18 protein-coding genes are annotated in these 16,740 nt (G+C 63.3%); 14 read left to right on the forward strand and 4 right to left on the reverse strand.

What is annotated here, in order from left to right:
- The first annotated feature begins 78 nt into the window (after nucleotides 1-78).
- Complete coding sequence (locus AC5Y5C_RS16360; RefSeq protein WP_499974021.1) at nucleotides 79-348, forward strand: DUF2277 domain-containing protein; 270 nt, start codon at nucleotides 79-81, stop codon at nucleotides 346-348.
- A 20-nt stretch (nucleotides 349-368) separates the two neighbouring features.
- Here AC5Y5C_RS16360 and AC5Y5C_RS16365 read toward each other — a convergent pair whose 3' ends face one another.
- Nucleotides 369-989 (reverse strand): DUF3558 domain-containing protein, encoded by a 621-nt coding sequence (locus tag AC5Y5C_RS16365; protein WP_499974024.1) that lies wholly within the window; start codon nucleotides 987-989, stop codon nucleotides 369-371.
- Nucleotides 990-1,108: 119 nt separating this feature from the next.
- On the opposite strand from AC5Y5C_RS16365, the gene AC5Y5C_RS16370 reads away from it, so the two are divergent.
- The 4 genes from AC5Y5C_RS16370 to truB are packed head-to-tail and all read left to right on the forward strand — an operon-like array spanning nucleotide 1,109 to nucleotide 4,124.
- Nucleotides 1,109-1,585, forward strand: a complete 477-nt coding sequence (locus AC5Y5C_RS16370) for a carboxymuconolactone decarboxylase family protein (RefSeq protein WP_499974029.1) — start codon at nucleotides 1,109-1,111, stop codon at nucleotides 1,583-1,585.
- A 13-nt stretch (nucleotides 1,586-1,598) separates the two neighbouring features.
- Nucleotides 1,599-2,552 (forward strand): ACP phosphodiesterase PptH, encoded by a 954-nt coding sequence (gene pptH / locus AC5Y5C_RS16375; protein WP_499974032.1) that lies wholly within the window; start codon nucleotides 1,599-1,601, stop codon nucleotides 2,550-2,552.
- Nucleotides 2,553-2,589: 37 nt separating this feature from the next.
- Complete coding sequence (gene pptT, locus AC5Y5C_RS16380; protein ID WP_499974632.1) at nucleotides 2,590-3,231, forward strand: 4'-phosphopantetheinyl transferase PptT; 642 nt, start codon at nucleotides 2,590-2,592, stop codon at nucleotides 3,229-3,231.
- Nucleotides 3,228-4,124, forward strand: coding sequence for a tRNA pseudouridine(55) synthase TruB (truB, locus tag AC5Y5C_RS16385; RefSeq protein ID WP_499974037.1), 897 nt, complete (start codon nucleotides 3,228-3,230; stop codon nucleotides 4,122-4,124). The genes pptT and truB overlap by 4 nt, the downstream gene beginning before the upstream one ends.
- A gap of 3 nt (nucleotides 4,125-4,127) precedes the next feature.
- Here the strand turns inward: truB and AC5Y5C_RS16390 are convergent, their stop codons facing one another.
- Nucleotides 4,128-4,700 carry a DUF4262 domain-containing protein gene (locus AC5Y5C_RS16390; RefSeq protein ID WP_499974040.1) on the reverse strand — a complete coding sequence of 191 codons (573 nt, stop codon included), beginning with the start codon at nucleotides 4,698-4,700 and terminating at the stop codon, nucleotides 4,128-4,130.
- Between the two features lies 1 nt (nucleotide 4,701).
- Nucleotides 4,702-5,415: a manganese-binding transcriptional regulator MntR gene (mntR, locus tag AC5Y5C_RS16395; protein WP_499974043.1), complete on the reverse strand. Its 714-nt coding sequence runs from the start codon at nucleotides 5,413-5,415 to the stop codon at nucleotides 4,702-4,704.
- A gap of 77 nt (nucleotides 5,416-5,492) precedes the next feature.
- On the opposite strand from mntR, the gene AC5Y5C_RS16400 reads away from it, so the two are divergent.
- From AC5Y5C_RS16400 to AC5Y5C_RS16440, 9 genes are all read left to right on the forward strand, one after another.
- Nucleotides 5,493-6,455: a bifunctional riboflavin kinase/FAD synthetase gene (locus tag AC5Y5C_RS16400; protein ID WP_499974045.1), complete on the forward strand. Its 963-nt coding sequence runs from the start codon at nucleotides 5,493-5,495 to the stop codon at nucleotides 6,453-6,455.
- A gap of 94 nt (nucleotides 6,456-6,549) precedes the next feature.
- Nucleotides 6,550-6,819, forward strand: coding sequence for a 30S ribosomal protein S15 (gene rpsO / locus AC5Y5C_RS16405; protein ID WP_078287840.1), 270 nt, complete (start codon nucleotides 6,550-6,552; stop codon nucleotides 6,817-6,819).
- Between the two features lie 17 nt (nucleotides 6,820-6,836).
- Nucleotides 6,837-7,343: an LppU family putative lipoprotein gene (gene lppU / locus AC5Y5C_RS16410; protein WP_499974635.1), complete on the forward strand. Its 507-nt coding sequence runs from the start codon at nucleotides 6,837-6,839 to the stop codon at nucleotides 7,341-7,343.
- A 288-nt stretch (nucleotides 7,344-7,631) separates the two neighbouring features.
- Nucleotides 7,632-9,908, forward strand: a complete 2,277-nt coding sequence (locus tag AC5Y5C_RS16415) for a polyribonucleotide nucleotidyltransferase (protein ID WP_499974048.1) — start codon at nucleotides 7,632-7,634, stop codon at nucleotides 9,906-9,908.
- Complete coding sequence (locus AC5Y5C_RS16420; RefSeq protein ID WP_499974049.1) at nucleotides 9,892-11,205, forward strand: M16 family metallopeptidase; 1,314 nt, start codon at nucleotides 9,892-9,894, stop codon at nucleotides 11,203-11,205. Before AC5Y5C_RS16415 ends, AC5Y5C_RS16420 begins: the two co-directional genes overlap by 17 nt.
- A 29-nt stretch (nucleotides 11,206-11,234) precedes the next feature.
- Nucleotides 11,235-12,011 (forward strand): copper chaperone, encoded by a 777-nt coding sequence (locus AC5Y5C_RS16425; RefSeq protein WP_499974051.1) that lies wholly within the window; start codon nucleotides 11,235-11,237, stop codon nucleotides 12,009-12,011.
- A 9-nt stretch (nucleotides 12,012-12,020) separates the two neighbouring features.
- Nucleotides 12,021-12,839, forward strand: coding sequence for an SDR family oxidoreductase (locus AC5Y5C_RS16430; protein ID WP_499974055.1), 819 nt, complete (start codon nucleotides 12,021-12,023; stop codon nucleotides 12,837-12,839).
- Nucleotides 12,840-12,972: 133 nt separating this feature from the next.
- Complete coding sequence (locus AC5Y5C_RS16435; protein WP_499974057.1) at nucleotides 12,973-14,493, forward strand: flavin-containing monooxygenase; 1,521 nt, start codon at nucleotides 12,973-12,975, stop codon at nucleotides 14,491-14,493.
- Nucleotides 14,490-15,515: a hypothetical protein gene (locus AC5Y5C_RS16440; RefSeq protein ID WP_499974059.1), complete on the forward strand. Its 1,026-nt coding sequence runs from the start codon at nucleotides 14,490-14,492 to the stop codon at nucleotides 15,513-15,515. The genes AC5Y5C_RS16435 and AC5Y5C_RS16440 overlap by 4 nt, the downstream gene beginning before the upstream one ends.
- Nucleotides 15,516-15,517: 2 nt before the next feature.
- Here AC5Y5C_RS16440 and ald read toward each other — a convergent pair whose 3' ends face one another.
- The gene (gene ald / locus AC5Y5C_RS16445) at nucleotides 15,518-16,645 is read right to left on the reverse strand and encodes an alanine dehydrogenase (protein ID WP_499974060.1); all 1,128 of its coding nucleotides are present in this window, start codon (nucleotides 16,643-16,645) and stop codon (nucleotides 15,518-15,520) included.
- Between the last annotated feature and the right edge of the window lie 95 nt (nucleotides 16,646-16,740).

Genomic DNA, 16,740 nt, shown 5'->3' on the forward strand with positions numbered 1-16,740 from the left:
TTACGTATACACGCGCATGCAAACTAACCAGTGGGTGGGGCATGGCGTCTTCCGCATTGTCTTCCTACTGTCATAGATATGTGCAGGAACATCACCGAACTACGTGGACTGGAACCTGCCGCGACCGACCAGGAGATTGAGGCGGCGGCGCGGCAATACATCCGCAAGATCAGCGGGATTCAGAAGACTTCCGATGCCAACAGGGAAGCGTTTGAGCACGCGGTGGAGGAGGTGACGGCCACGACGATGCGTCTGCTGGCGTCATTGCCGGCGCGTCGGCAGCCGCCCAAGACGGTGCCTCCGCTGCGGCGTCCGGAGGTACAGGCCCGCATCGCGGCGCGGGGCTAGCGCGCCGAGCGCCGACTCGGCTAGAAGCGATAGGCGGGCGCGAGAATGTTTGCGACCCGGCGGTTTTCCACGAGACAGCCGGGGCCGTCGGGGGAGTACTTCTGAGATGCGTAGTACAGCGACTGCTGGACCACGCCGTAACTCGTCTTGAAGGTGATCATGCAGGACACCCACCACTGGTTGTTCCAGTCCGTCGGTTTCATGATGTTGTACTCGGCCGCGCGGTGCCCCTGGATGGTCGTCTCCACGCCATCGGCAGGCAGTGAGTCTTCATAGGTGCGCCATACGATCGCCTCGACGGCCAACTGGTAGTTGTTGCGCGAGTCGTACCGGCAGCGCAGGCCCTCTTCGGGAGCGGGCGGCGTCTGATCGAGGCCCGCTGCGGCGATGACCGAGCCGGGGATGTCATAGCAGGGATCGAACGGGCGAGGATCTGTCACCGGGACGACCGGCCACTTGATCGTGGTGGTGGCCCCGGTGTTCGCGGGGCCGGTCATGGGTGCCGTGGAGAAACGCAACTGAACCGGTGCGCTCATCGAGACGTCGGCTGGGGCGGTGCGCAAGACCGCAAGACCGCTCAGCACCAATGCCATCAGGGCAGCGCCGACTCCAACTCGGGCAAGGCCTACCCGTTGGCCCATACGAATCCACCTCAATCTGATTGCCCGCGGTGCGCCGAAGTCTAGCCGTGCGTATCGCGGTCTCCTACGGAACACCGAAAACACTAGAACACGTTCTAGTCTCGGAGTAGCGTGACGCCATGGCACGAATTGGCAATTACGCGGACGACGATGTGGCCGGCTGGCTGATGGGTTCACCGGAGATGGCGCCAGGCTTTGCCGGATTTTCGGACGCGGTGTACAACCGCAGCCGGCTTCCGCTCGGCGTACGAGAGCTCGCACGCATGGCTGTGGCCTTCGCGAATGAATGCTCCGTCTGTCAGAACACCCGCTTCGTTCAGAGTGGGGAGCTGGACGGCGATTTCTATGCGGACGCCGACCAGTGGCGCACCTCGCCCCGGTACAGCGAGACGGAGCGAATCGCCGCCGAGTTCGCGCACCGCTTCGCGACCGATCACGTGGGGCTGCGTGAGGACGAGGAATTCTGGGAGCGGGCGCGCGAGCACTTCGACGACGGGCTGTTGACCGACCTGGCATTGTCCTGCGCCTTCTGGGTGGGAAGCGGACGTGCACTCCGGGTTCTCGACGTGGGGCAGAGTTGCAAGATAAACCTGTAGGTACATTGGCCGGATGACGCAGGAACGTGAGCCCACCTTATGGGCCATCAGCGACCTGCATGTCGGACAGTCGGCCAACAAGTCCGTTCTCGAAGAACTACATCCGGCCTCACCCGAGGACTGGTTGATCGTCGCCGGTGACGTCGCCGAGAAGACCGACGACATCCGGGCGGCGCTGGATCTGCTGCGGCGCCGGTTCGCCAAGGTGATCTGGGTACCGGGAAACCATGAGCTCTGGACGACGGCGCGCGATCCCATGCAGATATTCGGGCAGTCCCGCTACGACTATCTGGTCAACATGTGCGACGAGATGGGCGTCGTCACACCGGAGCATCCATATCCGGTGTGGATAGAACAAGGTGGTCCCGCGACCATCGTGCCGATGTTCGTGTTGTACGACTACACATTTCTGCCGGAGGGGGCCGATACCAAGGCCGAGGGACTGAAGATCGCCCGGGACCGCAATGTGGTGGCAACCGATGAGTTCCTGCTTTCCAGTGAACCTTTCGCGACTCGTGATGCCTGGTGCCGGGACCGGTTGCGGTACACCAAGAAGCGGTTGGATGATCTGGACTGGATGACGCCGACGGTCCTGGTGAACCATTTTCCGCTGGTGCGCGAACCCTGTGATGCGTTGTTCTATCCCGAATTCTCACTGTGGTGCGGCACTACCGAGACTGCGGACTGGCACACTCGCTACAACGCGCTGTGCTCTGTGTACGGCCATCTGCACATCCCGCGGACCAGCTGGTATGACGAGGTGCGCTTCGAAGAGGTCTCGGTTGGATATCCGCGGGAATGGGCACAGCGCAAACCGTATTCATGGCTTCGGCAGATTCTTCCTGTCCCGCACTATCCGCCCGGCTATCTCAACGAGTTCGGAGGTCATTTCGAGATCACCGAGCAGATGAGAGTGGCGGCCAAGCGGTTCCGTGAACGGCTTGCCAAGGAGCGTGCCAGTGACTGATGAGCTTCTCGCGCGAAGAGGCGACAATACTGACCAGTTGATCGCCGCGGTGGTTCCCGACGTGCTGTCCTCGGCCGAGCTGTATGAGGATCCGCCCGGATTGGAGCCGCTGCCCGAAGAGGAACCGCTGATCGCCAAATCGGTGGCCAAGCGGCGCAACGAATTCATCACCGTGCGGTACTGCGCGCGGCAGGCCCTCTCGGTGCTCGGCGTGCCCGAAGGGCCGATCCTCAAGGGGGACAAGGGACAGCCACTGTGGCCCGATGGGGTGGTGGGCAGCATGACGCACACGGAGGGATTCCGCGGTGCGGTGGTGGGACGCGCGGGGGAGGTGCGTTCGGTGGGGATCGACGCCGAACCGCACGACGTGCTGCCTAACGGTGTGCTCAAGTCGATTACCCTGCCGGTCGAGCGTGAGGAGCTCGCGGTATTGCCCGAGGGTACGCACTGGGACCGATTGTTGTTCTGTGCCAAGGAAACGACCTACAAGGCGTGGTTCCCGTTGACAACTCGCTGGCTCGGCTTTGAGGACGCTCACATCACGCTTGACCCTGATGGGACATTCACATCGCGAATCCTGATAGACGGCAGGGCTAATGATGGCAGTGTGTTGTCGGTGTTCGACGGGCGATGGATCATCGACAAGGGTTTGATCTTGACCGCGATTGTGGTGCCGTGACCGATCCCTTGGATCGTGCGGGCCTCGTGATTGTCGACAAGCCCGCCGGGATGACGAGCCACGACGTGGTATCGCGGTGCCGGCGACTGTTCTCCACCCGCAAGGTAGGGCATGCCGGGACGCTCGATCCGATGGCGACGGGGGTGCTGGTGATAGGCATCGAACGTGCCACCAAGATCATGGGACTGCTGACGCTGACCACCAAGTCGTACGCGGCCACCATCCGTTTTGGGCAGAGCACCAGCACCGATGATGCCGAAGGTGAGGTGCTGCAAACGGTTTCGGCCTCTCATGTCGCCGATGAAGATGTTGAGGCGGCCGTGGCCCAGCTGCGTGGGGACATCGAGCAGGTGCCGTCCTCGGTCAGTGCGATCAAGGTCGACGGACAGCGCGCATACAAGCTGGCGCGGGAGGGGCAGCCGGTCGAGCTGGCGGCCCGGCCCGTGAATATCTCGAGGTTCGACGTGCTGTCGGTACGCCGGCAGGATGCTGGGTATGTCGATGTGGACGTGGAAGTCGATTGCTCCTCGGGGACGTATATCAGGGCACTGGCCCGCGATGCCGGTGCCACGTTGGGTGTAGGTGGACATCTGACGGCATTGCGCCGTACCAGGGTCGGCGATTTCATGTTGGAGCGTGCGCGCACGCTCGAGGAGTTGGCTGCGGACGCGACGTTGACCCTGGACCTGGATACCGCGTGCAGGCAGGGATTCCCCCGGCGTGATCTCGGTGCCGCGGAGGTCGACTCGGTGCGCAACGGGAGGCCGCTGTCGGCCGCCGGTATCGAGGGCACCTACGCGGCGGTGGATTCCGACAATCGGGTCATTGCGTTGTTGGCGGATAAGGGTTCTCGGACTACGTCGGTCGTGGTCCTACGCCCGGCGAATCTGTAGCGGTCAGTCGGTCGGTCGGATCCACCGGCTCGGCGGGTGCAATTCCCTGGGCATCCACATCATGGGCTGCCGGTCGGCGAAATGCGGATCCAGCTCGGGGTTACCCGGGAAGCGGCCTTCGCCATCGGGCCAGAGAATCTGCAGGTACCGCACGTGGTTGGTCCGGTTGAACCACAGTCCGAACCCGAATTCGTTGTGATACCAACTCGGATCGATGGGGGAGAGCTTCACCTGGTAGTCGTCCACCTCGGGCAGCGCGAGGACATCCTCGAATGTCTCCCCGATCTGCAGAACCCGGCCTTCTCGTGCCTGCTTGGCAACAGCATTGAGGGCGCGCTGCATCATCGTGATGTCGTTGACTCCGTAGATCGCGAGCTCGGGCAGGCGCATGGTGTGCCACAACCCCACGGTGTACGCGAACGGCGGGCTTTCCTCCGACGATGTGGGGCCGATTCCCAGTGCGCTCCAACCGTATTCGGTGACACTACCGATAATGTCACGATCGCTGTCGTTGTAGCCGTGGCGGTCGCCGTAGTCGACGCACAGAAGGCACTCACACGCCGTGTGATCGGCCATTTCAGTCGAGTACAACCCAAATTGATTGCGCTGCAGGATTTCCCAGCTCTAGCTTCTTCTCGCCGTTGGTGTCATCGATGGACACTGAGATGGTTCCGGCGAAGTCGCGTCGCTCGTCGACCGTCACACGGGCATCCAGTGCCACCCCGACGGTGTCGAAGTAGCGCAGCATTTCCGGATCTGAATCGGAGATCCGGGCCACCACGCCGGTGTCGCCGTTGGCGCAGTCCGACAGCTGGCGGGCGGGGGGAGTGGGCACCTGCCCGTCAGGGCCGGGAATCGGGTCGCCATGCGGATCGCGCTGGGGGTGACCGAGCTTTGCGTCGATCTTGGCCAGCAGCAGATCCGACACGGCGTGCTCGAGTACCTCGGCCTCGTCGTGCACCTCGTCCCAGCCATAGCCGAGTTCGTTGACCAGATAGGTCTCCAGGAGCCGGTGCCGGCGCACCATAAGTACCGCGGCTTTCCGTCCCTGGCTCGTCAACGTGACGGCGCCGTATTTCTCGTGATCCACCAGACCTTGGTCGGCCAGCTTGCGGATCGATTCGGATGCGGTGCTAGCCGACACGCCCATGCGTTCGGCCAGCATCTTGGTGCTCACCTTCCCGCGCGACCACTCCTGCGCGGTCCAGATCACCTTGAGGTAGTCCTGCGCGACCGTCGTCAGGTCGATATCAGTGGATCCGGCGGGCCGGTCGGATCGAGTGGGGCTCACGATGCTTAGCCTAACCAGGCAGCGACAGACGAAAGGCAAGTCGGCCTTCTCGCATCTTCCGAAGTAGGCTTTAGGCCGTGCAACGCTGGCGCGGGCAAGACGAAATCCCGTCCGACTGGGGTCGGTGCGTCCTGACGATCGGTGTGTTCGACGGTGTACACCGAGGCCACGCAGAACTCATCGGACGCGCGGTGAAGGCCGCACGTGAGCTCAATCTCAAGAGCGTGCTGATGACCTTCGATCCGCACCCGATGGAAGTGGTGTTTCCCGGAGCCCATCCTGCCCAGCTCACGACCTTGACCCGGCGCGCTGAGCTGGCAGAGGAACTGGGCGTCGACGTCTTCCTGGTGGTGCCGTTCACGCCCGAATTCATGAAGCTCTCACCCGAGCGATACGTCCACGAGCTGCTGGTCGAGCGTCTGCACGTGGCCGAGGTGGTGGTCGGGGAGAACTTCACCTTCGGCAAGAAGGCCGCCGGTAACGTCCACATGCTCAAGAAGGCGGGCGAGCGATTCGGCTTCAAGGTCGACGCCGTCTCCCTCGTAACCGAGCATGCGGTCACCTTCTCCTCGACATACATCCGGTCCTGTGTCGACGCCGGCGACATGGTGGCGGCCACCGAAGCCCTTGGCCGTCCCCACCGGGTCGAAGGCGTCGTGGTCCGCGGTGACGGGCGAGGTCGGGAACTGGGGTTCCCGACAGCCAACGTGGCGCCGCCGATGTTCGCCGCCATTCCCGCCGACGGCGTGTACGCGGCCTGGTTCACGCTGTTGGGACACGGACCGACCATGGGCACCGTCGTCCCCGGTGAGCGCTACCAGGCGGCCGTCTCGGTGGGGAGCAACCCGACGTTCTCCGGCAAGGCCCGCACCGTCGAGGCGTTCATCATGGACACCGCGGCAGACCTGTACGGCCAGCATGTGGCCGTCGATTTTGTGGCACGGGTGCGCAGCATGGAGAAGTTCGCTTCGGTGGATGAACTCGTGGAAGAAATGGGGCGCGACGCCCAGAAAGCCCGCACGATTTTGGCGCGGGGCTAACCCGCCGGTAGACTCCAACTTCGGTGTGAGCTGCAGTTCGCGGTGGCCCACCAGAAACATTCGACGCGAACCCCAGTGTATGGAGAAGCTTGCCGTGGCATTGACTACCGAGCAGAAGAAAGAAATCCTCACTCAGTACGGGGTGCATGAGACCGACACCGGTTCTCCCGAGGCCCAGGTTGCGATGCTGACCAAGCGCATCGTCGATCTGACCGAGCACCTCAAGACTCACAAGCACGACCACCACAGCCGTCGTGGGCTGCTGCTGCTGGTCGGCCGTCGCCGCCGTCTGCTCAAGTACATCGCAAAGGTCGATGTCGCGCGCTACCGCTCGCTGATTGAGCGCCTGGGCCTGCGCCGCTGACTTTGGCTTCTCCTCGACTGGGTCGCTCTGGAATCTCAGGTGCGATATCCATCGCTCTTATCGTTGTCGGCGCGGCCCTGCTGTCGGCATGTTCGATGGCAGCCGCCACCGATGACTTGGCGGTCGGCGACTGCGTCGACCTCAGTGGTTCCGATCAGCACGCCAAGATGATCAAGGAGCCGTGCGGCAGTCCCAAGTCCAATTTCAAGGTCTTTGCCAAGGCTGCGACGGATGCGGATTGCCCACGTGATGCCGACTCCTCCTACTACGCCAAGCGCGGTTTCGGTCGCAAGAGCCAGGCTCTGTGTCTGGACATCGACTGGGCGGTCGGCGGCTGCATGAGCGTCCCCGATAAGGGGGACGGTGACCCCGTGCGTGTTGACTGCAACGACGGCAACGCTCAGAACAGGAAACGCGTCACCCAAGTCCTGCAGGAAGTCTCGACGGCCGACGAGTGCATCACCGGACTTGGCTATCCCTACGTCGACCGTAACTTCACCGTGTGCGTGGAGGAACTGCCCTGATCAAGCTGCATGGCCGCAAACGCCGCAGGTGATAGGGTGTCTGGGTTGTCATGCTGGTCCCGCCGGGTAACGGGCGGTCTTCGGTAGTGGCTGCCGGGTTCGGAGCTTGTGCGCTTCGCGCACGTGGTTCATCGATACCCCGGCCGCTTCGATCGAACGGCCGTGGCCGATCACCTTCCGGGTCCACTTCGCGCTGGTACGTCCGCGCGCTGACCGCGTGATGGCGCATATGCCCAAATACAGCCACGTGCTGCCAACTGAGAACGTATGAGAGGTATTTCAGAACCCATGTCTGCTACAGAAATTGAAGAAGGCGTCTTCGAGTCCACCGCGACCATCGACAACGGCACCTTCGGCACCCGCACCATCCGGTTCGAGACCGGGCGGCTGGCCCAGCAGGCCGCCGGCTCCGTCGTCGCCTACCTGGATGACGAGACCATGCTGTTGTCGGCCACGACCGCCAGCAAGAGCCCCAAGGACCATTTCGACTTCTTCCCGTTGACCATTGACGTCGAGGAGCGCATGTACGCCGCGGGCCGCATCCCCGGCTCGTTCTTCCGCCGTGAGGGACGTCCCTCTACCGACGCCATCCTGACCTGTCGTCTCATCGACCGGCCCCTGCGCCCGACCTTCGTCAGCGGGCTGCGCAACGAAATCCAGGTTGTGGTGACGGTGCTGAGCCTGAACCCTGCCGACCTGTACGACGTGCTGGCCATCAACGCCGCGTCGGCATCCACCCAGATCGCCGGCTTGCCGTTCAGCGGCCCCGTCGGCGGTGTCCGGGTGGCCCTGATCGACGGCCAGTGGGTCGCCTTCCCGACAGTCGAGCAGCTGGAGACGGCAGTCTTCGACATGGTGGTCGCCGGTCGTAAGACTGCCGACGACGTGGCCATCATGATGGTCGAGGCCGAAGCCACCGACAACGTGATCGCTCTTGTAGAAGGCGGAGCGGTGGCTCCCACCGAGAGCGTGGTCGCCGAGGGGCTTGAGGCCGCTAAGCCGTTCATCGCTGCACTGTGCACCGCACAACAGGAACTGGCCGAGAAGGCCGCCAAGCCCGTTGGTGAATACCCCTTGTTCCCCGACTACCAGGACGACGCGTTCGCCGCCGTCGCGGCGGTGGCCACCGAGCCCCTGTCCCAGGCCCTGTCCATCGCGGGTAAGGCTGAGCGCGACGATAAGACCGACGAAGTCAAGGTCGAGGTTCTCGGCCGTCTGCAGGAGGGCTTCGACGGCCGCGAGAAGGAGATCGGCGCGGCATTCCGTTCGCTCACCAAGAAGCTCGTGCGCCAGCGCATCTTGAAGGACCAGTTCCGCATCGACGGCCGCGGTGTCACCGACATCCGCGCCTTGTCGGCCGAGGTCGCCGTGATCCCGCGGGCGCACGGTAGCGCGCTGTTCCAGCGTGGCGAGACCCAGATCATGGGCGTCACCACCCTCGACATGGTGAAGATGGCCCAGCAGATCGATTCGCTGGGGCCGGAAACCTCGAAGCGCTACATGCATCACTACAACTTCCCGCCGTTCTCGACCGGTGAGACCGGCCGCGTCGGCTCGCCGAAGCGTCGCGAGATCGGGCACGGTGCCCTCGCCGAGCGTGCGCTCATGCCGGTGCTGCCGAGCGTCGAGGAGTTCCCGTACGCCATCCGCCAGGTCTCGGAGGCGTTGAGCTCCAACGGATCCACCTCGATGGGTTCGGTCTGTGCCTCGACCCTGTCACTGCTGAATGCCGGCGTGCCGCTGAAGGCTCCCGTGGCGGGTATCGCCATGGGCCTGGTGTCCGATGACGTAGAAGTCGAAGGGCCGGCCGGCGTAGAAATCCAGCGTCGCTTCGTTGCACTCACCGACATCCTGGGCGCCGAGGATGCCTTCGGCGACATGGACTTCAAGGTCGCCGGCACCAAGGACTTCGTCACGGCCCTGCAGCTGGACACCAAGCTCGACGGCATCCCGTCGCAGGTGCTGGCCGCCGCGCTGTCGCAGGCCAAGGATGCTCGCGCCACCATCCTCGAGGTGATGGCCGAGGCCATCGACGCTCCCGACGAGATGAGCCCGTTCGCACCGCGTATCACCACGATCAAGGTGCCGGTCGACAAGATCGGTGAGGTGATCGGGCCCAAGGGCAAGATGATCAACTCGATCACCGAGCAGACGGGCGCCAGCATCTCCATCGAGGATGATGGCACCGTGTTCGTGGGCGCCTCCAACGGCGAGGCAGCGCAGGCTGCGATCGACATGATCAACGCGATTGCCAACCCGCAGCTGCCCAAGATTGGTGAGCGCTTCCTCGGAACGGTGGTGAAGACCACTGACTTTGGAGCTTTCGTTTCCTTATTGCCGGGCCGTGACGGACTGGTGCACATCAGCAAGCTCGGTAAGGGCAAGCGGATTGCCAAGGTCGAGGACGTGGTCAAGGTCGGCGACAAGATTCAGGTCGAGATCGCCGACATCGACAACCGCGGCAAGATCTCGCTGGTTCCGGTCGGCGATGATGACACCGCGGACGCTTCCGCCAGCAATAACGGTGTGGCCGAGGCCAAGCCGGCAGATGCCGTCGCGGAGTAGCGTTCCGAACGCGGTACGCCGCACGGTCCTTCCTGGTGGTCTCCGAGTGGTCACCGAGGCAATGCCCTCGGTGCGCTCGGCGTCCGTCGGGGTGTGGGTCGACGTCGGGTCACGCGATGAGGGGCGCAGTGTCGCCGGTGCGGCGCACTTCCTCGAACACCTGCTGTTCAAGTCCACGCCCACACGGTCGGCGGCCGATATCGCACAGTCGATTGATGCCGTCGGCGGTGAGCTGAACGCATTCACCGCACGCGAACAGACGTGTTACTACGCACACGTGCTGGACTCCGACCTGGAGCTGGCGATCGATCTGGTTGCCGACGTGGTGCTGCGCGGGCGATGCGCGAGTGAGGACGTCGAGGTCGAGCGCGACGTCGTGCTCGAAGAAATCGCGATGCGTGACGACGACCCTGAGGACCTGCTGGGGGAGGCTTTCCTCGGGGCGCTGTTCGGTGACCATCCGATAGGCCGCAGCGTGCTCGGCAGCTCGGAATCGATATCGACGATGACACGGGCACAATTGCATTCGTTTCACGTACGGAGATACCGGCCCGAACGCATGGTGCTGGCGGTGGCCGGGAATGTCGAGCACGATCGCGTAGTGCGGTTGGCGCGCAAGTACTTCAAGTCGCATTTGGACTCATCGGTGACAACGGTGGCGCCACGCAAGGGGAGCGGCCGAGTCACGGCCAAGCCGGGACTGGAATTGGTATCGCGCGATGGTGAACAGGTGCATCTGTCGCTGGGCGTGCGTACTCCGGGACGTGGTTGGCAATACCGATGGGCGCTGTCGGTGCTCAACAGCGCACTGGGCGGCGGGCTCAGTTCTCGCCTGTTCCAAGAGATCCGTGAGCAGCGTGGGCTGGTCTACGCGGTGTACTCGACGGTGGATACCTTCTCCGACACCGGCGCATTGTCGGTGTACGCGGGCTGCTCGCCGGAGCGGTTCGACGAGGTGTGCAAGGTGACCTCGCAGGTACTGGGGTCGGTGGTCGAGCACGGTTTCACCGCAGCGGAGATCGACCGGGCCAAGGGCGCCCTGGCGGGTGGACTTGTTCTGGGGCTTGAGGATTCGGCATCCCGTATGAACAGAATGGGCCGCAGTGAGCTGAACAACGGTAAGCACCGCACAATTTCGGCGACCCTGGACAAAATCGCCGCCGTGACGGCCGACGAGGTCAATGGCATCGCTCGTCAGTTGCTCAGCAGCTCGGCGGGGGCGGCGGTGGTGGGCCCCTATCGGTCCAAGCGGACGTTGCCACGCGCACTGCGAACGATGATTGAATCCGCACGCTAGGTGAACATCGGCAAGATATTCTCTAGCTGATGGCCGTCAACGCGATCCAGCGCGTCAGAGAACTGGCGGCTGGCAGATACACGGGGATCGCGGCCGCGGTCATCCTCTTGTCGTGGTTGGGTTTCGCGTTCCTCCCGCAACATGGGACCAGCCACACGCAAACACCCACTACCGAGCATATGCACGGCATGGACCACGCGAGCATGGCACCGATGGCCACCCCGATCGTGCATCAGCCTGCGCTGTGGGTCGCGATGGTCTCCTGGATCGTCATGACCGTCGCGATGATGGGACCGGCCACGTTGCCTGCGGTCCAGTACGTCGAGCAGAACACTCCGCGGGGTCGTGGGCGCGCGCTGGCGCTTTACGCGGCAGTCTGGCTCTCGCTGTGGACGGCCGTTGGCCTCCTCATCACCCTCGCGCTACCGGCGGCCGCCAACGCCAACCGATGGTGGGTCTTCGCGGGTGTGCTCCTGATTGCTGCGGTCTGGCAGCTCACCCCCGTGAAATGCCAGGCGCTCGGCGATTGTCACCGGTCGACACCGCTGACGCCCGGCGGATGGCCGGCGGCCAAGGGCCTCATGCGGTTCGGTGTAGTCAGTGGGTGGGCGTGCATCCGCTCCTGCTGGGCCATGATGCTGACGATGGCGGTGGCGCCCTCGGCGCACCTCGTGTGGATGGTGCCGTTGACGGTTGCGGTCACGTGGGAGCGATTCACCGGGTATCCCCGCCGGACGGCACGGATTCTTGCGGTCCTTTTTATGGTGACGGCTGCCGCGGTCGGGATCTTCGCGGCCGTCCCATAGGGTTCGGGCATGGATATCAACGGCAGCGTCGCCATTGTCACCGGAGCCGGTTCGGGAATCGGACAGGCTCTCGCCTGGGGTCTGGCGGATGCGGGTGCCAAGGTCGTCGCCTCCGATATCGACGGAGATGCCGCTCTGCGTACCGCCGCCGTGGCGGACCCGTTGAACATCATCGGACAACAAGCCGATGCCAGTTCCGTCGCCGATATCGAGAATCTGGTCGCCTTGGCGGAGAAGGAATTTGGCCCCGTTGACCTTTACGCCGCCAATGCCGGTGTCGCCGGTGGGCTCGGTCTCGATATCGGGGAAGCCGCGTGGGATCTCACCATCGACGTGAACCTGCGCGCGCATATCAGGGCCGCTACTGCGCTGGTTCCTGGTTGGCTGGAACGCGGACACGGCTACTTTCTGTCGGTTGCGTCGGCGGCCGGGCTGCTGACACAGATCGGTTCACCCGCCTACTCGGTGACCAAGCACGCGGCCCTCGGGTTCGCTGAGTGGTTGTCGATCACCTATGGCGGCAAGGGGATCGGAGTGAGCTGCTTGTGCCCGATGGGGGTTAAAACCGCGCTACTGGACGGCCTCACCGAGTCCGATGACCCGGATGTGCAAGTGGCAGGAACCTCGATCACTGCCGCAGGCGAGGTGCTCGAACCGGCGGCGGTTGCGGCGATGACACTCGACGCGATCCGTGCGGGCACCTTCCTAGTGCTGCCGCATCCGCAAGTGCTCGACATGTATCGGCAGAAGGGTGCCGACTACGGCCGATGGATCGCTGGCATGCGCCGCTACCAGGGTGTACTCGAAGAGCAGCTCAAGCCCCGGTAACGCTACGGCAGCGCAGCATGCTGTGACTTACATCACATACTTGCCATAGCTGTGACTAACTTGTCCCTTGTCGTATCACGCCCTCAGCCTGCTAACGTTGACGTAACTTAGTAATTCGTCAACGAAAATGAGGGTGGTATCCGCACACATGGCAGTCAATAACCCTGTTGACGTTGTGGTCATCGGAGCGGGCATGGCGGGCCTGGGTATGGCCGCCAGATTGCGCCAGGCCCGGATGGAAAGCCTGCTGATCCTCGAACAGGCGCCTGAGGTTGGCGGTTACTGGCAGCGCAGCTCATTCGCTTCCGTCATCGGAGACGAATTGGCCGTCCAGCAGTCGTATGCGTTTTCACCCAACACGTCCTCCCGTTCGGTGTGGGCCGGCCGCGACGGTGTGCTGTCCTATCAGCGCGACCTCATCGCGCGGCATGACCTCGAGCCGGTGCTGCGATTGCGGCATCGCGTGACGGCACTTGCCTTCGAACCCGCCAAGGCCACCTGGCGGATCACGGTGGCGGGTAAGAAGTCGATCGTCGCACGGCGCGTCATCCTGGCGATTGGCGCCGGAACATCACCGGTGCCACCGGAACTCGACGGTATCGAGCAGTTCGACGGCCCCGTCTTGAGCACCGCGGACTGGGACCCCGACTTCGATTTCACCGGCCGTAATGTCGCGGTGATCGCGGCGGGGTCCAGTGCCGTGCATGTGGTGCCCGAACTGGTCAAGAAGGCGGCGCGCGTGCGGGTGTTTCAGCGCACCCCCGACTGGGTGCTGCCACGCTGGGGTGGTGAATCGTCGAGCGCGGTCGGACGCCTCCTCTCCCGCGCGTCGGGATCCATTGCGGGACGGGTGGCGAGCCGCTCGCACGAGGCGCTGCGCCGCGGTCTGGTGTGGCGCGGCGTGGGCACCCGGTTAGTGGAGGCGGTGGCCGAAAACCACCTCAACCGCAATGTGAAGGACCCTTGGCTGCGTCGCAACCTGTTGCCGGCGTACCGTGCCGGCAGCCGCCGGATCCTGTTCTCCGATGACTTCTATTCGGCGGTGCAGCAAGACAATTGCAAGCTGGTGCCGTGGCCCGTCACGGGAGTGAGCGCCATCGGGGTGCGGTCGGCCGATGCCATGACCCACAAGGCCGACTGCCTGGTGTTCGCGCTCGATGCGCCCGAGGTGCTTGTCGAAGCGCCCTTCGCCATCAGGGGGGTGGACGGCTCCACACTGGATGAGCATTGGGGTTCCCAGCCGAAGGCCTTCCGCGGTGTGAACGTGCCAGGATTCCCCAATCTGTTCTTGCTCAGCGGCCCCGGTTCCGGGTCCAACGCGTTGGCAGGCCTTTCGCATATCGAGGCGCAAATCGATTATGTGACAGCGTCTTTGTCATTGGTTGATTCATTGGCGTTTGTCTCCATCGACGTACGCCGGGAGTCTCTTGAACGTGAGCAGGCGGGTGCGACGAGACGGTTCGATCGAACCACCTGGCGCGATGGCGCGTTCCGCTGGTACAAGCCTGCTGAAACCGTTGCCAGCGAGCTCTTCCCGGGCACGACAAGTGAATTCCGGCGCGCGCTAGCCGAAGTCGACGCCGCCGACTACAAGATCCTCACCCAACAGGAACTCGATTCCGTCAATTCCGCGAAGTTAGGGGTAGCCCAATGACCGCCGTACTCCCAGACGAGCTGACCAGAGAGAACACCAAGGACATCTCGAAGAACGACGAGTTCTTTGAGAATGTTCTCGTCAAGATCAAGGCCAGGCAGTGGACACTGGCGGACTTCGATTGGGACAAGCCCGGGGCCGAGACCATCAACCCCGAGCAGTTTGACGATCTCAAGCAGTTCATGTCGGATTTGGTGTGGATCGAGCACATCGGCGGCCGGATGATGGGCACACTCGGTATCACCGCGCCGAGTGACACGCTGCGGGAGATTTACAGCTACTTCCACGCCGAGGAACAGCGGCACGCCAATGCCGAGATCGCATTGATGCGCCGGTGGGGCATGCTGGAGGAGGGTGAAATTCCGCCGCAATCCGGGGATATCAAGGCGCTGTTGCAGGCGCTACGCGGGTTCGACAACCTGGGTGACCGGCGTCTCCCATTCGTCTACATGGCCACCGTCATCCCGTTCTTCGAGGTGGGACTCGATGGCGCCGTGCTGAAATTCCTATCCGGCGAGGTGGAGGATCCGCTGTTCCACGAGGTGTTCGCCAAGATCAACTCTGACGAATCACGCCACCTGGCAATCGGTTTCGCGGTCATGGACATGCTGGGCACCCGCAAGTTCTCCAGGATGCTGGTGGAGGATGTGGCGCCGCTGCTCAAGCCGGTGACCATCGTCCGTGCTGTCGGGCTGGCCAATCCTCACGTCATCCGGTTCGCGGGGTTCCTGACCCGGGTGGGTGACGCGATGAGGAACATGGGTATCGACACGATTCTGATTCAGCGTGCGTTCGATCGTTATGCGGAGTCGGGCGGCCGGAAAAGCAGCAACGCCAGCCGGTTGCCGATCTTCCGGGTGCTGCGGTACCCCATTGTCAACAGCACCTACTTCACCGACTTCGATCATCCCCTGCATAAGGTGGGGCGCGCGGTGAATAGGTTCAACGACAAAGTGCCGTATCGCAAGAAGATCAAGACGCCGACATGGACCAACGACCTCACTGCCGAGACGGCGGTGTAGCTCTAAATCAGCAGTTCCGCCGGGTCGGTGAAGGACAGCTCAAGATCCTCGGCGACATGCGCGTTCAGCAGTGCACCCTCGTGTGTCGAGAGTCCCTTAGCCAGTGCGGCATCCTGGCGGCAGGCCTGCCGCCAGCCCTTGTCTGCCAGTGCCAGCACATACGGCATGGTGGCGTTGGTCAAGGCGAAGGTGGATGTCCGTGGCACCGCGCCGGGCATGTTGGCCACGCAGTAGAACACGCTGTCATGTACCGAGTAGGTCGGTTCGTCGTGGGTGGTGGGACGCGAGTCGGCGAAGCAGCCTCCCTGGTCGATCGCGATGTCCACCAGTACTGAGCCCGGCTTCATCTGGGCCACAAGTGAATTCGATACGAGTTTGGGTGCTTTGGCGCCCGGGATGAGTACCGCGCCAATCACCAAGTCGGCTCGTTTGACGGCGCCCTCCAGCTCCAAAGTGGACGAGTACCGAGTCCGGACGGTGCTCCCGAACTCGGCATCCAGTTCACGCAGTTTGTTGAGGTTGACGTCGAAAACCGTGACGTGAGCACCCATTCCGGCGGCGATCCGCGCGGCGTTGTATCCGGCGACACCCCCGCCGAGGACCACCACGTCGGCAGGTCCGACACCGGGGACGCCGCCCATCACCAGGCCGCGGCCGCCCACCGGAGTCATCAAGTGGTAGGCGCCGACCTGCGCGGAGAGCCGTCCGGCCACTTCACTCATCGGGGCCAACAGGGGGAGTGCGGCCGATCCGTCTGAACTGACGGTCTGCACGGTCTCATAGGCGATCGAGGTGGCTTCCGACTTCAGCAGCGCCTCCGTGCATGGCAATGATGCGGCCAAGTGCAGGTAGGTGAAGAGAGTCTGGCCGCGGCGCATCAGGGCGTATTCGGGTTCGATCGGTTCCTTGACCTTGAGTAGGAGATCGGCCTCGGCCCAGATTTGTTCGGCGCCGTTGATGACCTGTGCGCCAGCGGCTTTGAAGTCCACATCGGATATCGAGGAGCCCTCGCCCGCGCCGGCCTGGATGATCACCTCGTGGCCGCGGCGGGTCAGCTCGGCCACACCCGCCGGAGTGGTGGCTACGCGGTACTCGTTGTTCTTGATCTCGGTCGGAATTCCTACGCGCATCTTCTTCTCCTGTTCAAAACTAAGTCTCACGTTCAAGTGTGAAGAAGCGTCGATAAAGGCGCAATATTTGTGTGGAAGATTCGGTATATTGCAAA

Source organism: Mycobacterium sp. NGS15, from assembly GCF_059813245.1.

Bases quoted from the DNA above. Each gene is read 5' to 3' on its own strand.
- AC5Y5C_RS16360 (WP_499974021.1), top strand. From the start codon at position 79: ATGTGCAGGAACATCACCGAACTACGTGGACTGGAACCTGCCGCGACC.
- AC5Y5C_RS16365 (WP_499974024.1), bottom strand. From the start codon at position 989: ATGGGCCAACGGGTAGGCCTTGCCCGAGTTGGAGTCGGCGCTGCCCTG.
- AC5Y5C_RS16370 (WP_499974029.1), top strand. From the start codon at position 1,109: ATGGCACGAATTGGCAATTACGCGGACGACGATGTGGCCGGCTGGCTG.
- pptH (WP_499974032.1), top strand. From the start codon at position 1,599: ATGACGCAGGAACGTGAGCCCACCTTATGGGCCATCAGCGACCTGCAT.
- AC5Y5C_RS16390 (WP_499974040.1), bottom strand. From the start codon at position 4,700: ATGGCCGATCACACGGCGTGTGAGTGCCTTCTGTGCGTCGACTACGGC.
- AC5Y5C_RS16415 (WP_499974048.1), top strand. From the start codon at position 7,632: ATGTCTGCTACAGAAATTGAAGAAGGCGTCTTCGAGTCCACCGCGACC.
- AC5Y5C_RS16420 (WP_499974049.1), top strand. From the start codon at position 9,892: ATGCCGTCGCGGAGTAGCGTTCCGAACGCGGTACGCCGCACGGTCCTT.
- AC5Y5C_RS16425 (WP_499974051.1), top strand. From the start codon at position 11,235: ATGGCCGTCAACGCGATCCAGCGCGTCAGAGAACTGGCGGCTGGCAGA.
- AC5Y5C_RS16430 (WP_499974055.1), top strand. From the start codon at position 12,021: ATGGATATCAACGGCAGCGTCGCCATTGTCACCGGAGCCGGTTCGGGA.
- AC5Y5C_RS16440 (WP_499974059.1), top strand. From the start codon at position 14,490: ATGACCGCCGTACTCCCAGACGAGCTGACCAGAGAGAACACCAAGGAC.
- ald (WP_499974060.1), bottom strand. From the start codon at position 16,645: ATGCGCGTAGGAATTCCGACCGAGATCAAGAACAACGAGTACCGCGTA.